General features: G+C 57.9%; 21 protein-coding genes, 1 tRNA gene, 1 pseudogene and 1 riboswitch. Of the genes and pseudogenes, 13 read left to right on the forward strand and 10 right to left on the reverse strand.

The window, feature by feature from the left end:
• The first annotated feature begins 35 nt into the window (after positions 1–35).
• The gene (locus B0919_RS15725; RefSeq protein WP_078013230.1) at positions 36–1,232 is read left to right on the forward strand and encodes a THUMP-like domain-containing protein; all 1,197 of its coding nucleotides are present in this window, start codon (positions 36–38) and stop codon (positions 1,230–1,232) included.
• Positions 1,233–1,353: 121 nt separating this feature from the next.
• On the opposite strand, the gene B0919_RS15730 is transcribed toward B0919_RS15725, so the two are convergent.
• The gene (locus tag B0919_RS15730; protein ID WP_078013231.1) at positions 1,354–1,953 is read right to left on the reverse strand and encodes a DNA-3-methyladenine glycosylase; all 600 of its coding nucleotides are present in this window, start codon (positions 1,951–1,953) and stop codon (positions 1,354–1,356) included.
• A 185-nt stretch (positions 1,954–2,138) separates the two neighbouring features.
• Positions 2,139–2,367, forward strand: a riboswitch (cobalamin riboswitch).
• A gap of 162 nt (positions 2,368–2,529) precedes the next feature.
• Between B0919_RS15730 and B0919_RS15735 the strand changes: the two genes are divergently transcribed.
• Both B0919_RS15735 and B0919_RS15740 read left to right on the forward strand, forming a co-directional pair.
• The gene (locus tag B0919_RS15735) at positions 2,530–4,491 is read left to right on the forward strand and encodes a TonB-dependent receptor (RefSeq protein ID WP_078013232.1); all 1,962 of its coding nucleotides are present in this window, start codon (positions 2,530–2,532) and stop codon (positions 4,489–4,491) included.
• 38 nt (positions 4,492–4,529) lie between these two features.
• Positions 4,530–5,618 (forward strand): YncE family protein, encoded by a 1,089-nt coding sequence (locus tag B0919_RS15740; protein WP_078013233.1) that lies wholly within the window; start codon positions 4,530–4,532, stop codon positions 5,616–5,618.
• A gap of 79 nt (positions 5,619–5,697) precedes the next feature.
• On the opposite strand, the gene B0919_RS15745 is transcribed toward B0919_RS15740, so the two are convergent.
• Positions 5,698–5,976 carry a hypothetical protein gene (locus B0919_RS15745; RefSeq protein ID WP_078013234.1) on the reverse strand — a complete coding sequence of 93 codons (279 nt, stop codon included), beginning with the start codon at positions 5,974–5,976 and terminating at the stop codon, positions 5,698–5,700.
• A gap of 125 nt (positions 5,977–6,101) precedes the next feature.
• Here B0919_RS15745 and B0919_RS25320 point away from each other — a divergent pair, with 125 nt between their 5' ends.
• The 4 genes from B0919_RS25320 to B0919_RS25725 all read left to right on the forward strand — a co-directional run bounded on the left by B0919_RS25320 (position 6,102) and on the right by B0919_RS25725 (position 11,082).
• Positions 6,102–6,461 carry a hypothetical protein gene (locus tag B0919_RS25320; RefSeq protein ID WP_176133072.1) on the forward strand — a complete coding sequence of 120 codons (360 nt, stop codon included), beginning with the start codon at positions 6,102–6,104 and terminating at the stop codon, positions 6,459–6,461.
• A complete protein-coding gene (locus B0919_RS25325; RefSeq protein ID WP_176133073.1) occupies positions 6,458–7,021 on the forward strand; it encodes a helix-turn-helix domain-containing protein in 564 nt (187 codons plus the stop codon). Before B0919_RS25320 ends, B0919_RS25325 begins: the two co-directional genes overlap by 4 nt.
• A gap of 103 nt (positions 7,022–7,124) precedes the next feature.
• Positions 7,125–8,570 carry a hypothetical protein gene (locus tag B0919_RS15755; RefSeq protein WP_139362166.1) on the forward strand — a complete coding sequence of 482 codons (1,446 nt, stop codon included), beginning with the start codon at positions 7,125–7,127 and terminating at the stop codon, positions 8,568–8,570.
• Positions 8,571–8,682: 112 nt separating this feature from the next.
• Positions 8,683–11,082, forward strand: a complete 2,400-nt coding sequence (locus B0919_RS25725) for a B12-binding domain-containing radical SAM protein (protein WP_254846594.1) — start codon at positions 8,683–8,685, stop codon at positions 11,080–11,082.
• A 54-nt stretch (positions 11,083–11,136) separates the two neighbouring features.
• Here B0919_RS25725 and B0919_RS15770 read toward each other — a convergent pair whose 3' ends face one another.
• Genes B0919_RS15770 through B0919_RS15785 form a run of 4 tightly spaced genes read right to left on the reverse strand, consistent with a single transcriptional unit; the run spans position 11,137 to position 13,241 of the window.
• Positions 11,137–12,171, reverse strand: coding sequence for a hypothetical protein (locus B0919_RS15770; protein ID WP_176133074.1), 1,035 nt, complete (start codon positions 12,169–12,171; stop codon positions 11,137–11,139).
• Between the two features lie 38 nt (positions 12,172–12,209).
• Positions 12,210–12,746, reverse strand: coding sequence for a GNAT family N-acetyltransferase (locus tag B0919_RS15775; protein WP_078013237.1), 537 nt, complete (start codon positions 12,744–12,746; stop codon positions 12,210–12,212).
• A 27-nt stretch (positions 12,747–12,773) separates the two neighbouring features.
• A complete protein-coding gene (locus tag B0919_RS15780; RefSeq protein ID WP_078013238.1) occupies positions 12,774–12,968 on the reverse strand; it encodes a hypothetical protein in 195 nt (64 codons plus the stop codon).
• A gap of 6 nt (positions 12,969–12,974) precedes the next feature.
• Positions 12,975–13,241 (reverse strand): hypothetical protein, encoded by a 267-nt coding sequence (locus tag B0919_RS15785; protein ID WP_139362168.1) that lies wholly within the window; start codon positions 13,239–13,241, stop codon positions 12,975–12,977.
• A gap of 192 nt (positions 13,242–13,433) precedes the next feature.
• Here B0919_RS15785 and B0919_RS15790 point away from each other — a divergent pair.
• The 6 genes and pseudogenes from B0919_RS15790 to B0919_RS15805 all read left to right on the forward strand — a co-directional run bounded on the left by B0919_RS15790 (position 13,434) and on the right by B0919_RS15805 (position 20,677).
• A tRNA-Gly gene (locus B0919_RS15790) sits at positions 13,434–13,506 on the forward strand.
• A 208-nt stretch (positions 13,507–13,714) separates the two neighbouring features.
• Positions 13,715–14,065 (forward strand): annotated as a pseudogene (locus tag B0919_RS26075) (type I restriction enzyme HsdR N-terminal domain-containing protein); the annotation flags it as partial.
• A 102-nt stretch (positions 14,066–14,167) separates the two neighbouring features.
• Positions 14,168–16,255, forward strand: a complete 2,088-nt coding sequence (locus B0919_RS15795; protein ID WP_410503628.1) for a DEAD/DEAH box helicase family protein — start codon at positions 14,168–14,170, stop codon at positions 16,253–16,255.
• A 39-nt stretch (positions 16,256–16,294) separates the two neighbouring features.
• Positions 16,295–18,832, forward strand: a complete 2,538-nt coding sequence (locus tag B0919_RS15800) for an N-6 DNA methylase (RefSeq protein ID WP_078013241.1) — start codon at positions 16,295–16,297, stop codon at positions 18,830–18,832.
• Between the two features lie 15 nt (positions 18,833–18,847).
• A complete protein-coding gene (locus B0919_RS24805) occupies positions 18,848–19,567 on the forward strand; it encodes a hypothetical protein (protein WP_139362169.1) in 720 nt (239 codons plus the stop codon).
• 15 nt (positions 19,568–19,582) lie between these two features.
• A complete protein-coding gene (locus tag B0919_RS15805) occupies positions 19,583–20,677 on the forward strand; it encodes a hypothetical protein (RefSeq protein WP_139362170.1) in 1,095 nt (364 codons plus the stop codon).
• A 78-nt stretch (positions 20,678–20,755) separates the two neighbouring features.
• Here B0919_RS15805 and B0919_RS15810 read toward each other — a convergent pair whose 3' ends face one another.
• The 4 genes from B0919_RS15810 to B0919_RS26080 form a co-directional block, all read right to left on the reverse strand.
• A complete protein-coding gene (locus B0919_RS15810; RefSeq protein WP_078013243.1) occupies positions 20,756–21,055 on the reverse strand; it encodes a hypothetical protein in 300 nt (99 codons plus the stop codon).
• Positions 21,056–21,175: 120 nt separating this feature from the next.
• Positions 21,176–23,092, reverse strand: coding sequence for an RNA-binding domain-containing protein (locus B0919_RS15815; RefSeq protein WP_078013244.1), 1,917 nt, complete (start codon positions 23,090–23,092; stop codon positions 21,176–21,178).
• Positions 23,093–23,268: 176 nt separating this feature from the next.
• Positions 23,269–23,859: a hypothetical protein gene (locus B0919_RS24810; protein ID WP_139362171.1), complete on the reverse strand. Its 591-nt coding sequence runs from the start codon at positions 23,857–23,859 to the stop codon at positions 23,269–23,271.
• Positions 23,860–24,121: 262 nt separating this feature from the next.
• The gene (locus B0919_RS26080) at positions 24,122–25,189 is read right to left on the reverse strand and encodes a DUF6371 domain-containing protein (RefSeq protein WP_410503627.1); all 1,068 of its coding nucleotides are present in this window, start codon (positions 25,187–25,189) and stop codon (positions 24,122–24,124) included.
• Positions 25,190–25,242 lie beyond the last annotated feature (53 nt).

A 25,242-nucleotide genomic window follows, 5' to 3' on the forward strand; every position in this document is an offset into this window, starting at 1 on the left:
TACCTTTGCGTCTTTAGGCGCTTTTCTTAGTTGTGATGGACGTTCCCCTGTCGGCGGCGGCCCGGCAATACGTGGCCGAGCACCTGCACGACGACCCTGCCAAGCTGGCCCTGCAGGCCCGCCGTTACCCCAATCTGCCGGTGCCCGAGCTGGTGCGGCAGATTCAGGCCCGTCAGAAGGCCAAAACCAAAATTCCGACCTGGGCAGCCAACCCTGATCTGGTCTTTCCGCCGGCGCTGTCGGTGGAGCAGGCCTCGTCGGCGCGTTCGGCTGCATTTAAGGCCCAGTTGGTCGGAGGCACGCGCCTAGCCGATCTTACCGGCGGCTTCGGCGTGGACACCAGCCATTTTGCCGGCACGGTGAGCGAGGTGCACTACGTGGAGCGCAACGCGCAGCTCGTGGGCGTGGTGCAGCACAACCTGGAGGTGCTCGGCATCGACAACGTGCACTACCACGTGGGCGACGCGGCGGCGTGGCTGCGCGAGCAACCCGACGGGCACTTCGACTGGATCTACCTCGATCCGGCCCGGCGCGACACGGCCGACAAGAAGATTTTCCGCCTGGCCGACTGCGAGCCGGACGTACTGCGCCTACTGCCTTTGCTGCTGCGTAAGTCCGACCGCATTCTGCTGAAAACCTCGCCTATGCTCGACGTGGACCAGGCCATTCAGGAGCTGGGTCGCGTGCGCCGCCTGTGGGTGGTGGCCGTGGACAACGAATGCAAGGAAGTGCTCTACGAACTCGGCCAGGAGCCCGCCGTGGACCCCGAGCGTCTGACGGTGAACCTGCTGCGCGACGGGCGTGAGCAAACATTCCGCTCGAACCGAACCCGCGAGGCAAAAGCCATTCCGCGCTACGCCGAGCCGCAGGACTACATCTACGAGCCCAACGTGGCCGTGCTCAAGGCGGGCAGCTTCAAGAGCGTGGGCACCAGCTACAGCCTGCTGAAGCTGCATCAGCATAGTCACCTCTACACTTCCAACCAGCTGCGCGAGGACTTCCCCGGCCGCATTTTCCGCTGCCGAGCCGTATGCCGCTACGACAAGAAAGAGCTGCTGGCGCACCTGGGCCCCGAGCAGCGTGCCCACGTCACCACGCGCAACTTCCCGGATTCGGTGGCCGAATTTCGCTACCGCACCGGTATTCGCGAAGGCGGCACCACCTACCTGCTGGCTACCACCGACCTCACCGGCCGCCTCATCGTGCTGGTCTGTGAGCGGCTGGCGCCGTGATTAAGGAAAAAAGATGAATGAACAAGGACGAACAAGCTGCTTGTTCGTCCTTCTTTTTTTTCTAACGGTAGTTCCGGTATCCGTCATTAATCTTCCTTGTTCATCCATCCTTCTTCCTTAATCACTTGGCCGGGCTGGTCCACGGGTTGCCCTTAATGCGGAAGCGCCACGGCAGGGCCGCGTCGGCGCCGGCGTAGTCGATACCGACGCGGGGGCTGGCGACGATGTCAGCGGCGGGCACGACTTCCTGGTGGTCTTCCAGCCAGATAAGGTCGCCGCTTAAATCGGTACCGTAGTGACTGACCTGAATACCCAGCGCCTGCGTGAGCAGACCGGGGCCGGCGGTTAGGTTTTTCGCGGCCGTAGTCAGGCCCCGCCGCAGCTGCATTTCGGCAATGCCTTCGGTGGGTTCGAGGCCCCGAATGAGCACGGCATCGGCCTTACCGGCCACGTTGGTGATGATATTGAACAAGGCGTAACGCCCGTAAATCAGGTACACGTAGGCGACGCCACCGGCCTCGTACATCACGCGGGTGCGCTTGGTGAAGCGGCCGAGGTGCGAGTGACAGGCCTGGTCGTCGATATGGGCGTAAGCCTCGGTTTCGACGATGCGGCCGCCGGTGAGGACGCCATCGATGCGCGTAAACAGGTACTTACCAACCAGGTCGCGGGCAATGGCTACCACATCGGGTTGTTGGTAATAGGCGAGCGGGAGTTTCATGCGCAGGCTGTACGCTTGGCCTGGATTTATGGCCGGTGATGCGGTTGGTGTTTCGCTCCCGACGCAGTATTCATCAACCGCACAAAGCCATGACAGTCAGTAACAAGACTGTGCCGACCGGCCACAAAATCCGTACAATCCGGAGAAACGAAGTTCAGCGAAGCTAATGCGGCTAAATCCGTGATTATCTTTGCCGCTGCATGGGTGGCCAGACCCCGATTGGGGGGCGCGGCTGAAAAGGGAATGCCGTGAAATTCGGCGACTGTCCCCGCAACTGTGAGCTTCATTACCATGCGTCGGGCCTCTCTTCGCCACTGTTCCGCTGATGGCGGCCTTCATTAGGCCGCCGGAGGGATGGGAAGGCCGCCCGACGCGAAGCAAGTCAGGAGACCTGCCCCTGCACATCTTAGTGTTCGGCGCCTGCGGAGGACGGGCGGAGAATGAATCATTGCGGGCGGGTAGCTACGCGGCTCCAGCCCATTTTTTCCTGATTCTGACTCGGCCCGGCGGGCGGCTTTCACGAGCTGGCGGCAGGGTTCTGAACCGAAATTTTCGGCCCCGAAAACTTTGGTTCGGATGTATGCTTTCTTCTCCCTGGCGCGGCCTCTGCGGCAGCGCGGGCTGCTTCTGACTTGGCTTAGCCTAAGCCTGCAGCTACCGGCGTGGGCCCAAGCTCCCCGCCCGGCGCCAGCTGATACGGCCCGTCATCTGCTGCCCGGCGTGCAGGTGCAAGCCTTGCGCCCGGCCCGTTATGCCGCTGGCAGCCGCTTCACCACGCTCGATTCGGTGGCGCTGGCGCCCTACCAGGCCGGCACCGTGGCCGATGCGCTATCGGCCCGCTCGCCGCTGTACGTGAAGACCTACGGGCCGGGGCAGCTAGCGTCGATATCCATCCGCGGCACCTCGGCGCGGCACACGGCCGTGCTCTGGCATGGCTTTTCCCTGAACTTCCCCACGCTGGGTGAGGCCGACTTTGCCCTGCTGCCGGTGGCCTCGGTAGGCCGCATCGATGTGCAGCACGGCCCGGCGGCGGCGCTGTACGGCACCGGCGCCATGGGCGGCGCGGTGGTGCTCGGCGCCCAGGCCGCGCCCGTTGGCACCCAGGTCAGCGGGATGGTGGAAGCTGGCAGCTTTGGCCACCGGGCCCTGAGCTTTCAGGGCAGCCAGCGCGACAGCAGCGTGAGCATCCGCACGGGCTTTATGCACCGCACAGCACAGAACGATTTCCGCTACGCCGCGCCCGAGCTTGGCGGCACGGTGTGGCGGCGGCAGGAAAACGCGGCCCTTAACCAAAGCAGCTTCACCCAGGACCTCAGCCTGCGCTTAAGTGCCCACGACGAGCTGCTCGGAGCGCTGTGGATAACCAGTGCCGACCGGCAGATTCAGCCCGCCATTGGCTCAGCCAACCGTGCAGCCCGCGAAGTGGACCAGAGCGCCCGGGCCCTGCTGGGCTACCGCCACCAGCACCGCCGCGGCGAAACGGCCGTGCGCGCCGCCTGGTTTGGCGACCTGATTGACTACGGCGACAACTCGATGCGCACCAGCCACTCGCGCACCCAAAACCGCCAGGCGCAGGCCGAGCACACCTTTCAGGCCGCGCCGAACCTGGGTCTGCGCCTGGGCGCGGAAGTGCAGCAGCTGGTGGCCGACGTGGATGGGTACCGACGCCGCATCGAGGAGTGGCGCTTCGCCGGCTTCGGGCTGCTGCGCTACGACCCCACGCCGCGCCTGCGCCTTACCCTGAACGCCCGGCAGGCCGCCCTGCCCCACCGCCGCCCGCCACTGGCCCCTACGCTAGGCGCCGAGTGGGAGCTGTGGCGCACGGCCGCGCAGCAGCTGTGGCTGAAGGGCAACGTGGCCCGCAGCTACCGCGCCCCTACCCTGAACGAGCGGTACTGGCCCACCGGCAACCCCAACCTGCTGCCCGAAACGGGCTTTGGCTACGAAGGCGGGCTGCACCACGAAGCCCGCTGGGGCCGGATCGGCGCCATCGGCACCGAAGTCGACGTGACGGCCTACCGCCTGCTGGTCGACGACTGGGTACAGTGGATACCCAACGACGCCGGCCAGTGGAGCCCGCGCAACCTGCGGCAGGTGCGCACCCAAGGCCTGGAATTCAGCGGCCAGCTGCACTACGCGGCCGGGCGCTACCAGCTGACGGGCCGCCTCGGCTACGCCTTCACGCAGGCTCAGAAAGTGAGCGGCTACGCCGTGGATGAAGACCCAAGCGGCGTGCAGCTGGCCTACGTGCCGCTGCACGCCGGCAACGTGGCCGTGGACCAAAGCTGGCGCGGCTGGACGCTGACCAGCAGCCTGGCCCTGACCAGCTACCGCTACACCGACGCCTCGGCCACCACTTTCCTGCCCGGCTACGCCCTGCTGAACGCTTCGGCCGGACGCACCTTCCGCGTGCAGCGCTGGCAGCTGACGGCGCTGGTGCAGGGCTACAACCTCACCAACACGGCCTACCAGAACTACGCTTTCCGGGCCATGCCGCTGCGTTCCGCGGCCCTGAGCCTGCGCGCCAGCTGGTACTGATACCCCTAACACCTCATTTCACTCACCTTATTCTCCGCATGAAAACCTTTTCTCTCCTGCGCACGGCCCCGGTGTTCGGGCTGGCCTTGTCGGGCCTGCTCTTCAGCTGCGAGCCGAAGAAGAAAGAAGACCCGCAGCCGCAGCAGCCCGAGCCGCAAGCCATTCGCCACGACTCGGTGTACGTGGTCAACGAGGGCCAGTTCGGCACACCCAACGGCTCGGTGAGCCTGTACATCAAGTCGACCAAAGCCAGCGAGAAAGACCCGTTTCTGCGGGTGAATTCGCGCACGCTCGGCGACGTAGTGCAGTCGATGAGCGTGGTGGGCAACAAGGGCTACGTGGTAGTCAACAACGGCAACAAGGTGGAAGTGGTGAATCTGCCCGACTTCCGCTCAGCCGGCGTCGTCACGGGCCTGGCCCTGCCGCGTTATCTGGCGGCCGATAACAACAAGGGCTTCGTCACGGAGTGGGTAGCCTACGGCCAAACCGGCCGCGTATCCATTGTCGACCTGCGCACCAACGCCGTGACGACCACCGTGCCAGTGGGCAAGCTGCCCGAGCAGCCGCTGCTGCTCAACGGCAAGCTGTACGTGCCGAACTCCGACGAAAACACCCTCACGGTCATCAACACGACTTCCAACCAGGTAGAGACGACCCTCTCCATTGCCGACGGACCGAACTCCCTGGCGAAAGACGCGGCCGGCAACATCTGGGTGCTGTGCAGCGGCCTGACGCGCTACAACCCGGTGCCGCCCTACAACGTGCTGTCGAGCACGCCGGGCAAGCTGGTGCGCCTGAACCCAGCCGCCCCGACGACGGGCCGGCTGGAGCTGCCCTTCGCCAGCGGCGGGGCCACCAACCTGCAGGTGTCGCCCGACGGGCAGCAGCTGTATTACCGCTATGAGGGGGCCGTGTACCGCATGAGCGCCGCCGCCACGGCCCTGCCCACTACGGCCCTGATCCGGCGCCGCCTGAACGGCATCGGCGTGGACCCCACCGATGGTACGCTGTACGGCGGCGTGGGCAACTACACCACCGATGGCCGCACCGTGCGCTACAACACCAGCGGCGCCCCCGTCGATTCGTTCAGCGTCGGCATCGGCCCGAGCGGCTTCTCTTTCCGCTAGTCAGCTTCTCGGTCTGTCTTAAGCAATAAGCCCCGCCGGCAGCTGCCGGCGGGGCTTATTCGTTGTTGGCGTACAGCAGTTAGTCGGCCTTGCCGTCGTTGTCGCGGTCTTTCCGCTCGCTGCCGCCTTCGTACATGCGTTCCTGCTTGCTCACGGCCGTGTCCTGCTGAATACGGGCGCTGTCGACGCCGCCGGTGGGGTGATGGGCGCCCGGGTCGAGGGCAATTTTATCGGTGCCGCGCTCTACGTTGGTGTCGCCCGTTTCGGTGCCGGTGTTGCAGGCCGTCAGCCCAGCGGCCAGCAGCGCAGCCGCGCCCGCGTAGCGCAGGGTCCGCAGCAGGTGGAGGGAGGTGTTCATGGAAGTAAGGAGTAAGGTTGAGGTCGGGACAATATACGCGCCGCTCAAGAGCTGCGGCAACGCAGGTGCTAGCACAAACGCCAACGGGGCTAATTGGTTGACCGCCGACGGTCTATCTTTGCTGCATGGCTGCTCCGCGTCGTCGCTCCCCCAAGGCTCCCCTACTTGCTCATCCGTTGGTTCGCCGCGCCGGTATTCTGCTGGCGGTGAGTCTGGTACTTTCCTTTGCGCTGGTGGCGTACCTATTCGGGCTGACCAGCGGCTTTTTTGGCCGGCTGATGGGCGCCACCTTCGTGTGGTTTGTGCTGTTGGGCGTCACTTTTTTGGCCGTGGTACCGTTTGTCAATTGGGCGGCCGAGAACTGGTTTGGCCGGACCTGGGCCGAAGCCCCCACGCCGCAGCCTACGCGCCGCCCCCGAGCCGCCAACACCCCCAAGCCCGCCCGCTACGCCCCGCGTCCGGCCGAGAAAGACCCGAAATCGTGACCACCGAGCTGCACATCAAAAACATGGTTTGCCCGCGCTGCATCAGCACGGTGCACGCTATTTTGACTGATGCAGGCCTGCAGCCGCAGGAGGTGACGCTGGGCCACGCCGTGCTCGACGAAGCTACGCCTGCCGACCAGGCCCAACTAAAGCCCCTGCTGGAAGCAGCCGGCTTCGAGCTGCTGCAGGGCCGCGACGAGCAGCTGGTAGACCAAGTGAAGCTGGCTTTGGCCGATTACCTGGAGCACCTGCGCACGGCGCGCGTGCCCCTGACCACGTCGGCATTTCTGGCCGAGCGGTTTGAGTCCTCCTACGCCCACCTGAGCAAGCTGTTTTCGCGGCTGGTGGGCATCACGCTGGAGAAATACCTCATCCGGCTGAAAATCGAGCGGGTGAAGGAGCTGCTGAGCTACGGGCAGCTGACGCTGGCCGAAATTGCCGAGGAGCTGCGCTACAGCTCGTCGCAGCACCTGAGCACGCAGTTTCGCCAGGTGACGGGCCAGACGGTGACCGAATACCGGGCTAACCCGCAGCGCACTTCGCTGGACCAGATTGCCTGACGCGGCTTTGGTAGTGCCGAAAGTCGTACGCCGGGAACGGTAATCATGCACCAACCCTAGGCCCGGTATCGGGGTATTTCAGCTACCCCAATGTCCGAGCCTTATGAAGCCTGCCTTGTCCCTTTTGGCGCTGTGGTTGCCCCTGGCCGCTGCCGCCCAGCATCAGCACCACCCCGCCCCCACCGCGCCGCCCGCCGATACTACCCACCAGCGCCACGCCGCGCCCATGCCGGGCATGGACCACAGCCAGCACGCGGGCCACAACATGCCCGGCATGGCACCCGACACCGCCCACCACATGAGCGGCATGCAGCACGGCGGGATGGAAAGCATGTCGCACGCCTACTCGCGCAACCTGCCCATGTCGCGCAACGGTTCGGGTACGGCCTGGCAACCCGACGCCACGCCCATGTACATGTGGATGAGCCACCACGGCAAGTGGATGGTGATGAACCACGGCGCCGTCTTTGGCCGCTACACCAACCAGAACATCGGCCGCTCGGGTGGGCAGCGCGGCGGCAGCACCTGGGACGCGCCCAACTGGTTTATGACCATGGCCCAGCGCAACATTGGCCAGCGCGGGCTGCTGAACCTGACGGCCATGATTTCGCTGGATCCGCTCACCGAGGGCAAAAACGGCTACCCCTTGCTGTTTCAGTCGGGCGAGGCCTACAATGGCCAGACGCTTTACGACCGGCAGCACCCCCACGACCTGTTTTCGGCCCTGAGCATCGGCTACACCCACACTTTTTCGGAAGACGTGGACCTGAGCCTGTACCTGGGCTACCCCGGCGAGCCGGCCGTGGGCCCGACGGCCTTTATGCACCGCATATCGGCCATGCCCAACCCCGACGCGCCGCTGGGTCACCACTGGGTCGATGCCACGCACATTACCTTCGGGGTGGCCACGCTGGGGCTGCGCTACCGCCAATTTAAGCTCGAAGCCAGCAACTTCACCGGCCGGGAGCCCGACGAAAACCGCTACGACTTCGACCGGCCGCGCGCCGATTCGTGGTCGGGGCGCCTGCAGTGGAACCCCACGCGGGAGCTGTCGGTGCAGCTTGGTCAGGCCTGGCTCAAGAGCCCCGAGGAACTGCACCCCGAAGACGACGTGACGCGCACTACCGCCGCCGTGCTCCACAGCCGGCAGTGGGCTGATTACCGCTTTGTGGCGTCTTCCCTGATCTGGGGCATGAACAAATCGGGCCACGGCCGGGAGCATTCCGCCCTGGCCGAAACGAACCTCACGCTGGGCCGGCCGACGTTTTACGGCCGCTACGAGTTCGTGCAGAAGGACCCCGACGAGTTGAATGTGGTGCACCTGCACGAGAGCGAAACCACCTTCAACATCCATGCCCTCACACTGGGCACCAGCTACCGCCTGGCGCAGCTGGGCCAGAAAGGCCCGGAGCTACATCTGGGCGCGCAAGGCACCGTGTACCGCCCCGATGCCGAAATCCGCGGCTACTACGGCAAGACGCCGGTATCGGCCCAGTTGTATCTGCGCCTGAACGCCCCGCTGATGCGCATGGGCGGTATGAAGATGTAGCCTTCCTTTCTTCTGCAAGCCTTATTCTCATTAATAGGTGCGCCTGAGCCTAACGACTTGGGCGCACTTACCTTTGCGGGCACCTTTGCCGCCGCGTGGCGGTTGTTGCCCCGTGCCGACGACATCTACTTCCCGCATCCTGCTCATCACCCCGCCGCTCACGCAGCTCAATACCCCGTACCCGGCCACGGCCTACCTCACGGGCTTTCTGCGCGGCCGCGGCTGCCATGTGGCACAGGCGGATATCGGTATTGAGCTGGTGCTGCGGCTGTTTTCGGCTGCAGGGCTGCGCCGCGTGTTCTACGCCATTGAAGCCGGCGCGTTTGAGCTCAGCGACAATGCTCAGCGGATGCTGCGCCTGCGCCGCCGTTACGAAAGCACGGTGGAGCCCGTTATCCGCTTCCTGCAGAACAAGGACCTGACGCTGGCTTCGCGCATCTGCCACGGCCGCTTTTTGCCCGAAGCCGCCCGCTTCGACAACGTGGCCGATCTGGAGTCAGCCTTCGGCACCATGGGCCTCACTGATCAGGCCCGGCACCTGGCCACGCTCTACCTCGAAGACCTCGCCGACCTGCTCAAGGAAACCGTCGGGCCGCAGTTCGGCTTCTCGCGCTACGCCGAGCACCTGGGTCTCACCGCCACCTCCTTCGACGAGCTGCACGACGCGCTGCAAACGGCCCCGAACCTGGTGGACGAAATCATGCTGGAGTGCTTCGCGGCAGTACTGGAGCGCGAGCAGCCCACGGTTATCGGCTTCACGGTGCCCTTCCCCGGCAACCTGTACGGCGCGCTGCGGCTGGCCCAGTACGCCAAGCAGCAAAACCCCGCCGTGCGTACTCTGATGGGCGGCGGCTACCCCAATACCGAGTTGCGTGGCATCAAGGAGCCGCGCTTCTTCGACTACATCGACTACCTAACCCTCGACGATGGCGAAGGCCCCTGGCTGAAGCTGCTGGAGCATTTCGCAGCTGAAAAGGCAGTCCAAGCCGACCAAAAAGAACGTAATGCCGAGCTTGCCGAGGTATCTCGCGTGCTGATGGCGGATACATTCTACTCCCCCTCCCTTTCGGAGAGGGGGCCGGGGGGTGAGGCGCACGCGCGGAATACGCCGGTTACACCTCTCCACGACGTGCTGGTTTCTCCTACCGACAGCCGGCAACCTCCCTTCCAGCGCACTTTCCTGCGCAACTCTGCCACCGGCCAGGTGGAATACCACAACGAAGCCACTAGCGCCGACATCCCGCATACCGAGGTAGGCACGCCCAATTACGACGGCCTGCCGCTAGCGGATTACCTCTCGGTCATCGAGGTGTTGAACCCCATGCACCGCCTCTGGAGCGACGGCCGCTGGAACAAGCTCACGGTGGCCCACGGCTGCTACTGGAAGCGCTGCTCCTTCTGCGACGTGACGCTGGATTACATCAGCCGCTACGAAACCGCGCCCAGCACCCTGCTGGTGGACCGCATCGAGCAAATCGTACGGCAAACCGGGCAGACGGGCTTTCACTTCGTCGACGAAGCGGCCCCGCCCCTCGCCCTGCGCGACCTAGCCATCGAGTTGCTCAAACGCCGCGTGAGCATCACGTGGTGGGGCAATATCCGCTTCGAGAAGACCTTCTCGCCCGATTTATGCCGCCTGCTGGCCGCCTCGGGCTGCATTGCCGTGTCGGGCGGGCTGGAAGTGGCTTCCGACCGCCTGCTGGCCCTGATGGAAAAGGGTGTCACCATCGCCCAGGTCGCCCGCGTGACGGAAGGCTTCACCCAGGCTGGCATCATGGTGCACGCTTACCTGATGTATGGATTCCCTACCGAAACCGCCCAGGAAACGGTGGACTCGCTGGAAGTCGTGCGTCAGCTGTTTGCGACCGGCATTGTGCAGTCGGGCTACTGGCACCGCTTCGCCATGACGGCCCACTCGCCCGTGGGTAAAAACCCGGCCAAGTACAAGGTGCGGCAAATCGGCCCCGAGCCCGGCAACTTCGCCTGGAACGATCTGTGGCACGACGACCCCACCGGCGCCGACCACGAGCAGTTCGGCCCCGGCCTGGCCAAGGCCCTGTACAACTACATGCACGGCGTAGCCCTGAACGAGCCCCTGCAGTTCTGGTTCGACTTTCGCGTGCCCCGCCCCACCGTACCGCGGCAGCTGGTGGAATCGGCGCTGACGGAACCGGGCAAACCGGACTTGGCCAAGCAAAACCAACGGCTGTTCTGGCTGGGCAACGCGCCAGAGCTGCGCCTGGAAACCAAGCAGAAAAAAGGCCGCGTCGTGGAGCAGGCGGTGCTCACGTTCTACGAGCAGGCCGAAGACTTTGAGCTGAAGACGACGCCGGTCATTGGCCGCTGGCTGCAGGCCCTGCTTACCCAGCTCGCCGTCGATTACGATACCAAGCTGCTGCTCAAAGAAGCCGCCGCTACCTTTCCGGCGGCCGAAGCAGGCCTATCGTTCGAAGCCTGGCTGATTTCCCCGGCTTGGCTGTTGCTGCGCGAAAAAGGCCTGTTGCTGGTATAAACCGAAGTCAGGCCTTTTTCGCGTGGTCCAGCAACGCTACTGATCAGGCCGTAATTAGCGGGTTACGCCCACCCACTTCTGCAGAATGGGCAGCAGGTTGGGCGGCAGTTGCGGCCACTGCCCGGCAGTATCGGCTGGCATCAGGAGCTGCGCGTTGGCCCCGGCGTATACGCTGATGCTGGACTGTCCACGTCGCCCTACCGCGCTACGCAGCAGCTGACTGCTTTCGGCCACGTTAATTGTCGTATCCCGCCCACCGTACAATCCCAGCACGGGCACCCGCCGGCGTCCCAATTGCCGCAACCAGGTGCGGTCAGCCATTTCGAAAGCCGCGCCCTGCAGCCACAGAAATGCGGCTCCCGGTGCTCGGGCAGCTGTCATGGCCCTTGCGGCTCCGCGCGCTGCTGTGCCCATTGCCCAGATACCTACTCGCGTCGAATCTATTCGGGCGCGGTCATTGTGCCGCAGGTGCTGCATAGCGGCCGTCACGTTTTGCGCCACTATCGAATCCGGGGCCGCGGGCGGAAGCGCCAGTAAGGCTACCACCGTGCCTTGGTCGGCCAGCCAGGCAGCCCAGCCGTATGCCGCGCCAGTCGCAGCCGCATCGGGGCACAGGAGTACTGCCGGTTGTTGCGACAGGGTGTCGAGAGGCAGCCAGTAGCGGAGCGGTGGCGGAGCCCCATCGGCCGGTGGTTGCACCACCGCGAAGGTTGGTGCGTCGGCCGCCCCGCGCCGCACGGCTACAAGTTCGGCCCGGAGCGTATCGTTGAGCCAAACAGCTCCCGTTAAAAAGTTAGGTTCTTCCCGCAACGCCAAGCGGGTACCACCCGGCAAATGCGCCGTCAGCGCCGGGGCCTGATACGCTACGCTGTCGAACACTCGCGCATACAGCGGCACCTGCGCCACCTGCAGCCGGAGCTGCACCCTGCGGCTAGCAGAATCCTGGTACAGCTGCACGACCACCGGCAGCTCGGCACCGTGGTACGTCAGCGTGCCTTCGTAACGCCCAACAGGCGCAGGACGCCGCTTTTCCGCGGTTGGGCTACAAGCCGACAGTGCAGCCCACACACTGCTTAGCAGTGCAAGCACCAGCCCACATCGGCGGCATACCGCGGAGCGCCGTCCTCTCACAGGCCTTTGCGCAAGATGAAATCGTTCTGCACGTCGTTGCCGACGCGGTACTCCGTCTCGCCAATCTGCTTGAAGCCCTTGCGGCGGTAGAACTCCTGCGCTTTCAGGTTCTTCTCCCAAACCGTCAGTACCAGCGTGCGGCAGCCCTGCGTACGGGCTTCCTCGATGCAGCGCCGTAGCAAGGCTGCTCCCAGACCCGTGCCCTGCCAATCCTCCTGCACGTAGAGCCGTTGCAGCTCGGCGCGGGTGCGCACATCGGCGCCCGCCTCCGCTCCCAGCCCCGAGCCAATGTAGAGCTTGGCGTAACCCACCAGCTGCTGTTGCATCAGGGCCAAAAAGAAGAACGTGTGCGGGTCGTGGAGTTCGGCCAGTTGCTGCTGCGGGCCGAAGGTTTCGGCCAGATACAGCGCCATGTCTTCGGGGGTATTCTGCGCGGCGTAGGTGTCGTGGAAGCTCTGCCGGCCAAATTCAGCGAGTTGGGCAGCAACGGCCGCCGTGCGTTTGGCCGAAGTAATGCGAAGCGGTGACGACATAGGCAAGAAATTAGGATGCGCCCAAAGTTAGTCAACGCGGTACAGGCGCCAACCGATGAACAGCGCCACCACTCCAATCAGCACAGGCCCGAGGCCCAAAGCAGCCAAGCTGCCCATCAGCACCATTCCGTACACGTTGGCCGCCAACATCAGTACGCCGTACGCCATCAACAGCACACCGAGAATCAGCCGCCAGAGAGGCCGCCGTGGTTCATCCGCCATAGTGCCTCAGGAAATACGCCCTTTGCCAGGCTCGTCCGAAATGCGCCCGTCTTGGCGCATGCGCCAGCCGTAGCGTACAATCAGAATACCAACGGCTAGCATCAGCACCGTCAGTCCCAGGTAAGTCGTATTGGTGCCGGCCCAGCCGCTACCTCTCCATTCTACTGCCGTCACGGCAAACCGCAATACCTGCGCCGCTACCAGCAACCCTCCTGCTACAACCAGCATCAACCCTACTACGCGGCGCGAAAAAGGAGAAAGTGAGGACTTCATGGTCTAAATCAACGCAATATTCCCCGAAGCGTTGTCCCTCAAATGTGTCAATGCTAGCCCAGATAATAGGCCATATGCTGCTGATACAGCGGTTTATTAACAGTTCTTGAGCGTTGACTATTAATCGGTCTATTCAGCCCTGCTACGTTGTATATTCCTTCAGGCTGTGTATTTTTGCTTTACCAAATACCCGCGGGAGTAGCTCAGTTGGTAGAGCATCAGCTTCCCAAGCTGAGGGTCGCGAGTTCGAGCCTCGTTTCCCGCTCACTCATAATCAGCCACTTAGACGAGAGTCTGGGTGGCTGATTTGCTTTTGGTTTAAACGTTGGTTTAAACAACTGCCTTCTTTATCGGGCTTCCTGCCCATGTTGTTAGATTACGGGTAGTCTTGACCTGCTCCCGTCTGTGAAGAGGCTGCTTCTTGATTCTACGCCAGGTAACCTGCTACATTTGATCTACCACTACGCTGCTTTATGCCTAACAAAGAAGCTACCGCTCGTATCAAGATCAATAAGTTGTTAGAGGAGGCCGGTTGGAGGTTCTTCGATTCAGAAGCTGGTCAGGCTAATATCGTGTTAGAGCCCAACGTCAAGCTGACCACGTCACAAGTATCAGCGTTGGGCGATGACTTCGAAAGCACCAAGAACGGCTTTGTCGACTTTCTACTGCTAGACGAGAAGAACGCGCCGTTGATTGTATTAGAAGCCAAGGCTGAAGACAAAAGCCCGCTGGTTGGCAAAGAGCAAGCACGCAAGTACGCCCGCTCGCAAAACTGCCGGTTTGTATTGCTTTCGAATGGCAACCTGCACTACTTCTGGGACTTGACGCAGGGTAACCCACAGGTAATTTCGAAGTTTCCAGGGCCGGATTCAGTAGCTGGGTACAAGAAGTTCGAGCCCAACCCGCAGAAGTTGGTGGACGAAGCTGTGGAGAGCGACTATATCACTCTCACTCAACTCCCTAACTATGCTAACGAAGCAGGCTGGAAGTCCGAAGCGGAGCGGTCAAGCTTTATCGAGAAGAACAAGCTGCGCTTCCTGCGCCCTTACCAACTGCGCGCTGTGCGGCGGCTACAGGAAGCGGTGAACGAAGGCAGCAGCCGTTTTCTGTTTGAGATGGCCACCGGCACCGGCAAAACCCTCACGGCCGCTGCCATCATTAAGCTCTTTTTGCGCACTGGCAATGCTCGTCGGGTGCTTTTTCTGGTAGACCGCCTCGAGCTTGAGGACCAAGCCAACAAAGCTTTCGTGCAGCTCCTAAAGAACGATGCCAAGTCGGTTATCTACAAAGAGCAGCGCGATGATTGGCGCAAGGCCGAAATTGTAGTTACTACGGTGCAGTCGTTGCTCTTCAATGGCAAGTACCAACGACTGTTCGCCCCCACCGACTTCGACCTAGTGATTTCCGACGAAGCTCACCGCTCCATCGGCGGCAATGCGCGGGCGGTTTTCGAGTACTTCATTGGCTACAAGCTGGGGCTCACGGCCACGCCCCGCGACTACATCAAGCATTTCGATGCGGAAAAACCCACAACCCGCGACCCGCGAGAGTTGGAGCGCCGAATGCTACTGGATACCTATCGTACCTTCGGTTGCGAATCAGGCCAGCCCACGTTTCGTTACTCACTGCTGGATGGAGTAAGCGATGAATTTCTAATCAACCCGCTTGTAGTAGACGCCCGCACCGACATCACGACCCAGTTATTGTCGGATGAAGGCTACGCAGCAAGCGTAGTAAACGAGGCCAACGGCGAAGACGAGGAGGAAACGTACTTCCAACGCGATTTTGAGAAGAAGTTCTTCTCGGAGAACACAAACATTGTGTTTTGCGAAACGCTGCTAAAACACGGTCTGCGTGACCCAGTCAGTGGCGAGTTCGGCAAAACCATTGTGTTTGCGGTGAGCCAAGCCCACGCCGCCAAGCTGACGCAGGTACTGAATGTGTTAGCTGACAAGCTTTACCCTGGCCGTTATCAATCTGATTTCGCGGTGCAAGTGACTTCGCATGTTCCAGGCGCCCAACAGTATACCATCAACTTCGCTAACAACAGGCTGCTGGGCAGCGCCAACTTCCTGCCCGAGTACCGCACTAGCAAGGCACGAGTCTGCGTGACGGTGGGTATGATGACAACTGGTTACGACTGCCCGGATATTTTGAATTTGGCCCTAATGCGGCCCATCTTCTCGCCTTCGGAATTCGTGCAGATGAAAGGCCGGGGCACCCGCAAGCACAATTTTCTGGATGAGTTATTCGACAAAGAGCAGCGCGAACTCGTGCGCCACCCGCACAAAACGGCCTTCAAACTGTTCGACTTCTTCGCTAATTGCGAATACTTTGAAGAGAGGTTCGATTACGACCAAATCCTGAAGCTGCCGGCTCGCACCACTTCTGCCAAGCCCAACGACGACTTCGGCGGCAGCCAGCCGCCGGTTGGTGCCTATGAGGTTACCGAAACTGATGCTGTACGCACTTTGCAGGAGCAGCAGATTGGCCTAGAGGGGATGAAAATTGACCGTATGTTCTTCGAAAAATTCGAAGACAAAGTAACGGCCGACGACGTCCTACGCCACCAAGTAGAAGCCGGGCAGTGGGAACAGGCTACCGAATACCTGATCAAAACTTTCTTCGATAAACCTCAGGAATACTTCAACCTCGACAAGTTGCGCCGAGCGGCTGGCTTGGATCGCCGCTTGACTGTGCGCGAGGTGCTGGAAAAAGCCTTTGGTCGTATTCCGTCCTTTAAGTCAAAAGATGAATTGCTCGAAGAAGAGTTCGGTCGGTTTGTGCTCGACTACAAGCCCGCCGATGCCGAGCACATTGTGGCAATGAAGTACTTCTTCAAAGCTTACATCACCGACGGCCGGCTGCGCACCATCTTAGCCGAAGGACGCCTCACCGACCTCAACACCAACCCCAGCTTCGGTATGACCGATTACAAAGCCGTTCCGGCCAGCTGGCGCAACATCATTCCCACATACATCAAGGACTACGTACCGCTCAACCGCTTTCTGTAAGCCAGTGGACGTTAGTACTCGACTTTTCGTGTTTTAACAGTGCTCGACACCGAAACTAAACGCCGAATAGATTCTTGCCGCGACATCTTGGTGGGTAAAGTACCCGACCCCAAATCGCAGGTAGAGCAGATCACCATTGCCCTGATTTATAAGTTCATGGATGACATGGACGCTGAATCGGAGGAGCTGGACGGCAAGCGCACCTTCTTTACCAAGGAGTTTGCCCGCTTTGGCTGGGCACAGCTCATGGCTCCCGGCCTAGGCGGCCAAGACGTGCTCAACCTCTACTCCGAGGCCATAGCCAAGATGAATGAGAACCCAGGCGTACCTACGCTGTTCCGCGACATCTTTAAGAACGCTTATTTGCCTTATCGGGACCCGGAAACGCTGCGGGCTTTTCTCAAGGAAATTAATGCCTTTAGCTACGACCACTCCGAGCGGCTGGGCGATGCCTTCGAGTACCTGCTCTCGGTGCTGGGCGCGCAAGGCGACGCGGGGCAATTCCGCACCCCGCGCCACCTGATTGACTTCTTGGTGGAGGTCATAGACCCGCAGAAAAACGAAACCGTTCTTGACCCAGCCTGCGGCACGGCGGGCTTTCTTATCTCGGCATACAAGCACATCCTGCGGGCTAACATGGATAAGCGCCCTGGTGATAAGCTCACGCCCGATGAGCGCGCCCGGTTAGTGCGCAACTTCCAGGGTTACGACATCTCACCCGACATGGTGCGCCTCTCGCTAGCCAACCTCTATCTGCACGGCTTCCCCGAACCGCGCATTGAGGAGTACGATACGCTTACCAGTGAAACCCACTGGAACGACACCTTCGACGTAGTGCTGGCCAACCCGCCGTTTATGTCGCCAAAAGGCGGAATTCGGCCACATAAGCGCTTTTCGATGCCTTCCAACCGCTCGGAAGTGCTGTTTGTAGACTACATCGCTGAGCATCTCTCACCCCAGGGTCGGGCAGCCATCATCGTGCCCGAAGGCATCGTCTTCCAGAGTGGTACTGCTTACCGCGCCCTGCGCAAGCTACTCGTACAACAGAGCTTGGTAGCCGTGGTAAGTCTTCCAGCCGGCGTATTCCAGCCCTATAGCGGCGTAAAAACCAGCGTGCTGATCCTTGACAAGCGGCTGGCTGCACACGCCGGGGAGGTGCTATTTGTTAAAATCACTAACGACGGCTTTGGACTGGGCGCGCAACGCCGTGAAGTGACGGGCTCGGAATTGCCGGCCGCCGCTGCACAACTTCGCACTTGGTTTCACCACTTGCGCAAGTCTGCTATTGGCTCTACCGTCTCTGACCTTGGTGAGCTGCACTTAGTAAGCAAGGCTCGTATTGGAGAAAATGATGAATGGAACTTAAGTGGTGAGCGTTATCGAGAGCAAATTCAGAGAGACTCTACTCATCCCTTGGTAAAACTAGGAGATTTGCTATTAGAAGCTAAACCTGGTTTTGCTTATGGCGGATCATCCAAAGAACAAACAGGAGGTTTGCCTCATCTTCGGCCAATGAACATAAGCCGAGAAGGAGATTTAGTACTAGACGATGTTAAATATATACCGCAAGAGGAAGCAGATAAATACAACTCTTATCTATTAACAGAAAATGATGTCTTATTCAATAACACTAACAGCAAGGAGCTTGTTGGCAAAACAACCTTATTCTCAGGACAAGGAGCATCATATTATTCGAATCATATCACTCGGCTTAGAACCAAGGAAGAACTTCATCCGGCGTATCTATCCAGAATCCTCCATAATTTATGGCAACAAGGACACTTTCTAGAATTATGCAGCAAATGGGTAGGACAAGCTGCCATAAATGGAAAAGCGTTAACTGAAATCGAGATTCCGCTTCCCTCGCTGACAGTTCAGCAGGAAATCGTAACTGAGATTACAGGTTATCAACGCGTAATTGATGGAGCACGGCAAATATTGGTGTTCTATCAACCACGAATCGTTGTGCAGCCAGAGTGGCCGATGGTGGAGATTGGGGAGATATTCAAAACTCGTTCAGGAACTACGCCAAGCCGCGACCGACAGGACTATTTCATTGATGGAACAATCCCTTGGGTAAAGACACTCGATCTAAACGATGGACCGATATTAAAAACAGAAGAATGTATAACTGATTTGGCCTTATCTGAAACCTCTTTGCAAGTTCTACCCAAAGGCACGGTATTAGTAGCTATGTATGGAGGATTTAAGCAGATTGGGCGAAGTGGGGTTCTTGAAATAGAAGCAACTCAGAACCAAGCCATGACTGCATTACTACCTCATGAGGACGTAGATCCTTACTTCCTCAACTATACTCTGGTGAGTTCTAGAGAATATTGGAAGCAAGTAGCTAACAGTACTCGCAAGGACGCCAATATCACCAAAAGCGACGTTCTGCGCTTTAAGTTTGCTCTTCCTGACCTTGCAACACAGCAGCGCCTTGTAGCCGATATCAAAGCTGAACAGCGATTGGTAGCGGCTACTACAGAGCTTATCGAGCGGATGGAGTCACGGATACAAGCTGCTATCGGTCGTGTGTGGGGTTCGGCAATTCATAAACTTGAATCTATTAGCTAAAGCGTCACCTATACCATGGAAGAAGCAGCCCAAATATTAGACTTCCTACCTAGATCTTTCAAGCACCAGAACGAACAAGACTATGTAAATTTCTTGTGGGATGCATTTGTAAGCAACTACGAAGCAGAGCAGTATCAATTTGCTTTGCTAGCCTACCACATGCTATTCATGAGCGGCGTATATTGTTCACTATGGCAAATCAGAAGCAGCAGATCAGATCTATTTACTAATGCACTATTATTTCATCAGCATGAGGAAGCCATGCTAAACGCCACATCCCCTTTCGTATTCCACAAAGCTCAAGAGAGTAGTATTTTTAAATTTATGCGACTTATTGACTGCGAGGACCAGCATATCGGCAAACTTACGAAGCTGGTAAAAGACAGAAATAGCATTGCCCATTCTAATGGAAACATTTTCTTTTCTACCAAAGCCGCAGCTGACATACAGATCGCAGAAGTAATACGACAGCTTACAGTTGTTCAAGAATTAATGAAACCTGTGCTTCATAGTTGCCTGAAGCAGTTTTTGATTGAAAGCTATAACTCTGAAAGTCGAGCATACACTTTGGCTGAAGATCAGATACGAGAAAGTTTAATTCACGACAATTACTTCTCAAGACAAGATATAAGCTCGTGTCTTCGGTTTGACATTGAAAGCTTACGAAGTGAGGAGCATTTTGCCGATATACAAGCACTCTTCCATAGTTTCACTACTGCTTACACAGAAGAGTAAAACACTTGGTCTGCAATGACCAACTCAAGCAATCTTATAAACTTGTTTCTATTCGGCAATATGTTGCTAGTAGTACCAACTCACAACCCCAGGCAGTTCGCCAAAGTCCAGGCCGGCACCTTCACCGAGTTTTCAATCTGGGAGCGGGTGCACATTCAAGAGTGGGTTCGCCAAGCGCCGGAAGTGCTTGGCGAGGATTTGCTCATCGTCAGCATGGAGTTCGACCGTTTCAAGCAAAGTTCTGACCGACTGGACTTGCTAGCATTGGATCGGCGTGGTAACCTAGTCGTCGTGGAATTGAAGCGTGACGGCTTGGCTAGCTACGCCGACCTGCAAGCGTTGCGCTACGCGGCTATGGTGTCAACCATGACCATAGAGCGGCTCCTGCCCTACTTCGTGCATTACCAGCAGAAATACCTTGGCCGAGCAGATGCAGATACCACCCGTGCCCAGGAGCAGATACACGAGTTTGTTACGGAAAACGATACTTTTCAGGAGTTGTCGAATCGCCCGCGAATTATTCTATGTTCAGAGAATTTCTCGACGGAACTGACGACGACAGTGCTTTGGCTCAACCAGGCGGAGCTGGACATTTCCTGCGTCCGTATCGTGCCTTATAAAGTGGGCGACAACGTGGTAGTGGTTCCCACAAAGATTATCCCGTTGCAGGAAGCCAATCAGTACATGATTGAGTTGAAGCACAAAGAAGAAGGGCGCGAGCAGCAAACCGTACAAAGCGGTCGGCCGGAAACATTCACCCTGCTCCTCGACCATGGTCACCTGTGCGTAGGCGACAGCATTTACTTACGCGACCGGCTGCCCAGCTACCTCTCTTCCGAAGCTAAAACCGCCGTGGACGAAGTTTACTTCCAGGCAGAGATACTTCCGCGACAAGGTAAAAGCTACACGGTAAAGTGGGCATACGATGGGAAACCATACTCCCTGATGAATCTGACCCAAACCATCTTTCAGCAGTTTCACCCAACCGGTGTTCGCCCGGCCGGTATGCAAGCTGGCCGACATTGGTGTTTAGCCGATGGTCGAAACTTAGTTGAGCTAGCGGATGAGGTATGGGCAAGTATCCAAACGGGGGAGTCAGTTAGCTCCTAAGGCATCAATACTACTATTGGCCTGCCTAAACGTAATCACCAGCCAATACAGATAGCAACTGCGACTACAGAGTACCTGCTACACTGCTGCTGCCAACTGAGCGCCACGACGCTTGTAGCCTGGCAAAGCCAGACCGGTCCGGAACTCATGATAGCAGTTGACGGCAGATTTATCGTTGCTGATCTGCTTCCTGGTGCGGGCCAGGCTCTCATTGTCGATGCGGTGCAGCAGTTGATTTGTGTTGGCCACGCTGATGGGTTCCAACGCCACGCCCGTTCGAGCTACCGCGCGTTCGATGTCTCGCAGATAGGCACGCGGCGTCTTGGGTGGATAGCCTTGGTTGAGCATCCAGGTGGTAAAAGCGGCAGTGTGTAGCATCAGACAGCTTCAAGTAGGTTTATTGAGCTAAGTAAGCCGAAAGTATGTAGTACTGCTACAGCAGGTCATTGTTAATATCCTGCAGCGAAAAGAGAATTATATCTCGCCGTTAGCAAGGATCTACTTTACGGCGCGATAGGCTTGGTGCGGATGAGTTGCCTGTGGATAGCGGCGTTCTAGTTGACCGGCTTCTACCATTGAAGGTATAATTCTGTTTATCAAATATTTACCGCTTTTGCCAGTTGCCTCGGCCAACTCCGGCAAGGTGCGCCACCCTATAGACGCAGCTTGCAATACTAGCTTTTGTAGCCGTTGCTGAGCTGATAGCTTTTCAGATACGCTCTCCACATTCTCCGGCAAGCTCTCCACATTCTCCAGTAAGCTCTCCACATTTTGCTCTGAGCTTTCCTTCTTTTCGGCCGTATCGTATTCCTTATCCTCGTAGCTCTCCACATTTTGTAAAGAGCTTTCCTCATGTAAAGCTGCTACAGGCGCGGCATTAGTTTCCTTGAGCGAATAAGTAGTACCTGAGCCCCAACCGGTAGAAGTGAGGTACCCCTCCTGGCACAATGCTTTAAGTAGTACAGACAGATCAGCGGCGTGCATGTCTACGCGGTAGCGCAGGCGGCGGTGCGTTACGGTGCCCTCTACTGCCACAATTGCCAGAATTGTTTTTCTGTCGCCAAACAAGCTATCGGCTTGCTCACCAAATACCTCAAACAATCGCTCCCGCGCCTGCTCTGAGAGGATACTTTCCATTTCAAGGTCCAGCGTCACTCGGTCGGGCTGGTCTTTCACCTCCAGATAAGGACGTTGCCAGTGGGCGCTTTCCCAGCCTCGCACGATCTTATCAGCTCCGCTACCAGCTTGTTCGGCACCGCCAATCAGGCTGAACATCTTTTGCAAGGCTTTATTGCGACAGACGCTCACTCCGCCTTCATAGTATTGGCGAATGGGCACGAGTAGGGTACCAGGATTGGTAAACTTGAAGCCATTAAGATGACGAATGCTTACCAAGCCTCCCGGTGCACTGTAGTCAGCGTGGACCAACGAGTTGATGAACGCTTCTCGTAGTGCAGTATGGGCCGGTGTTTCATCTTGCCGCTGACCGTTTTTTAGCTGGAAAGGTCGTGGCAGCCCTGCCGAGATGCGCGGCCAAACTTGTAGGTAGAACTGGAATAGGTTAGCTTCCCAGGTGCCATCGGGGTACAGGCGGTCGGTCCAGCGCACATCTGGGTCTTGGGTCAACACTTCCCGAAAATCCGGAAAAAACTGTGGCGCGCATTCGGGGTCATGGATGGCTTCAGTTTTGCCGAACATGAGTACCCCAGCTAATGTCAGCCCCTCCTGCCGGCTTGGCCGATCTACGCGGTAGCCTTCCAGCTTTTTCAGCAGCTCCAAATCATTGTGTACGAGCCACGGATGCCCTGGCCGAATGCTGGCCATGAGTTGCCGGAACTGCTGCAAGCTCTTCAGGTCGATATCATCTGGGAACGAGAAGCCGCGTAAGATCCGGCTGTCTGCGGGCACACTGGTGTTGCTATCAGACAACATGCGGCGCACTGCATCCTGGTCGCAGCGGTAGTCGCCTCCGTCGCGCCGCTTATATGTACCGCTCCTTGGATCTAGCCCCACATACACCGGCATTTGCTCACGAGAAGCGCGAGGCACGTCGAAAGCCAAAAAGTACTGACCCGGCTGTTCAGGCACTGGTATGGCCTGCACGTTGGCATCGGACAACAGCCCAGTACTGATCTTGTTGCGGTTGTTCTGGGTATCGAAAAAGTCCTGCCGAAAGCGCTGCACCTGTTCCAGCGTCAACCCATCCGGATGGAATTGATTTTTTGATTCTCGTACACCCAGCACAACCATCCCACCCTCGGTGTTGGCAAAAGCAGAGTATGTTTCCCAGAAGGAGCCAGGAAAACCACCCTTCGCCGACTTGTACTCTATTTCGCTTCCTTCAAATTGAGGGAATGCAGCAACAACAGCATCTTCCAGAGGATCAGAAAAGAGATTGTACTGAAAAGAGGACATACGCGCTTCTACACCTAAGCCTCAAAGATACATTGGGCTGAGTTGTCAGAAACAAGCTTGACTCTGCCAAAACCATGTGTTATCCCATCTTTCGAGCAGCCCGTTTTCCTGAAACACTAAGCCCCTACCTCTCACTTGAAGGCAGGGGCTTGCAGCACCGAATAAGTGGCAACAATTTAATCAGCTATAAGCAGGTCCCTTAGCTTGTTACGCCACTTGTCCTTTAGTTCGTAATGGCCTTCTTCTGCTTGCCAAAGCAGCTTAGAAGATACTTCTTGGCATACCTCGGCTAGCACGTCGAGAATGTCATAGAGCGCTTTGAGCCTGCTCTTGGCAGAGTTCCCAGGTTCTTTAAGGTAAGGGTGGCGATTGTAGTCACGCGCGAGTTGCTCAACACGGGACATCATCCTCTGAATAGACCTTTTCGAAAGGGCACAACCTTCTGACTGCAGGAACTCTCGGACCACAGAGCAGAACTTATCATGAAGAGATTCGACTTCCCATGCTTGCTCTTCGCGTTTCTGGTTCAACTGATATAATTCTTCTGGTTCAGCAGGGGTTGGGGATTGAAGGGCTGATGTGAACGTAGACCGCTGAGCTGTTTGTAGGGAAGCGAGTGTGGGTTCTTCTATCTCAACCTCGTTGTTAGAGGCAGGGCCTAAGTCGCGGAAATGGCGGCCCTTGCAGAGGCTACTGCAAAAGACTTTGTTTGGCCTGCCATCAACTTCGTTGCCACAGTAAGGGCAAAAACGTTTTTTCTCTTTCATAAGAAGACGTGGGCGTTACAGCAAACCGTTTACAAAACGGTTTGCAACTGATTAAAACCGTTTTTGACCGGTCAAAACGCATTTTTTTGTCACACAAAAGCAATCCACATGGCTTGTGTGACCCTCTAGGCAAACCGCGGGAACCTACCGGAGTAGCCACCTAAAGCCGACCGGTCAATACATTGACTTTTGGGCTTTGACTAGGTGACCTGATTCTTAAATGGTCGTTTGTGAAATGGGTCAGAAGCAGTCAACATCGAACTCACTCGTCCCAACTAGGCGGGTAACCTGCCCATTGATCGAGTAGCAAATCCGCTAGGTCGATGCCGGCTGCCTTCTGAGATTCTGTGGCCTTTACTTCCAATACGTCGGAGACATTGACCTTGAACCCCATTCGAACTAGCGCCTCAGCCTTATCACACCACATCCGGTATGCGTTACCACTTGCAGAAGCATCTGGAAACAAAGTGATGGGGTAAGACTTCAGTGGTCGAAGACGGTCGATGTTTAAGTAACCAAGTGCACCAATAGCGAGCCAGGTGAAGCCTGGAAAGTAGGAGGTGCAGATAACAGCCGTTTTAGGCGCCTCGACAATGGCTACTGGCCGGTTTGTTGGTTCAGCAGTTAGTTGAGCTAACCCATAGAGGGAAGGTGATTTTTGCCCTGAAGAGTTGAGATAATCTGTAAGCCAAGCAGGGATAGCCTTCCCGTTTTTCTTACAGTGTGCCTCATAGGCGGTATGTACCCAGGTTGTCAAGCGCCTTGACTCCCCATCGGGACCAATACGCTTAGCTGTGTGTCCTTCAGCATCAAATAGTACAACCTGGCCCCCTCTCACCCGTCCTAGTTCGTCTCTTTGCCAAAATACCGTGGCTCCTGGCCAGTACGCAGACGTACCTATTTCAAAGCGCTGAAGCAGGCTATCAGTAACGCTAGCACCTAACCGGCTTCTTAGCAACAGGGCGAAGTTGTTCCGCTCGTAGTGGCTCAACGACTGGGTTAGTACTTCATCTGGTATTGTAGGCGCTGAAGCTGTCCGGGGCTTATGGCCTATTACTGCTGGTGCCCTCTGAGAGCTGTTGAAAGTGCCGTTCTCCTCTTTCCTGACTGATTCAGCATAGGTCTGACCATTTAGTTCTTGATCGTATGGGCTGCACGAATAAGCGCATTGCTCAAGACGATTACAGCGCCCATACTTTTCAGGCAGCAATTCTCCAGTTATCGTATCGACCCAGCGAGTAAACTCTTGGGGCCTATCACAACTAGGGCATGTAAAACGGGTTTTCCTTCCGCCATAAGGTTGTAGACAGAAGCGAGATGATTTGTGCACAAATAAGGTTTGTTTTTGAGCTACACTCTCTGCACTTCCTGCACTCCGCTAAG

This window comes from Hymenobacter sp. CRA2 (genome assembly GCF_002007105.1).
Classification (GTDB): domain Bacteria; phylum Bacteroidota; class Bacteroidia; order Cytophagales; family Hymenobacteraceae; genus Solirubrum.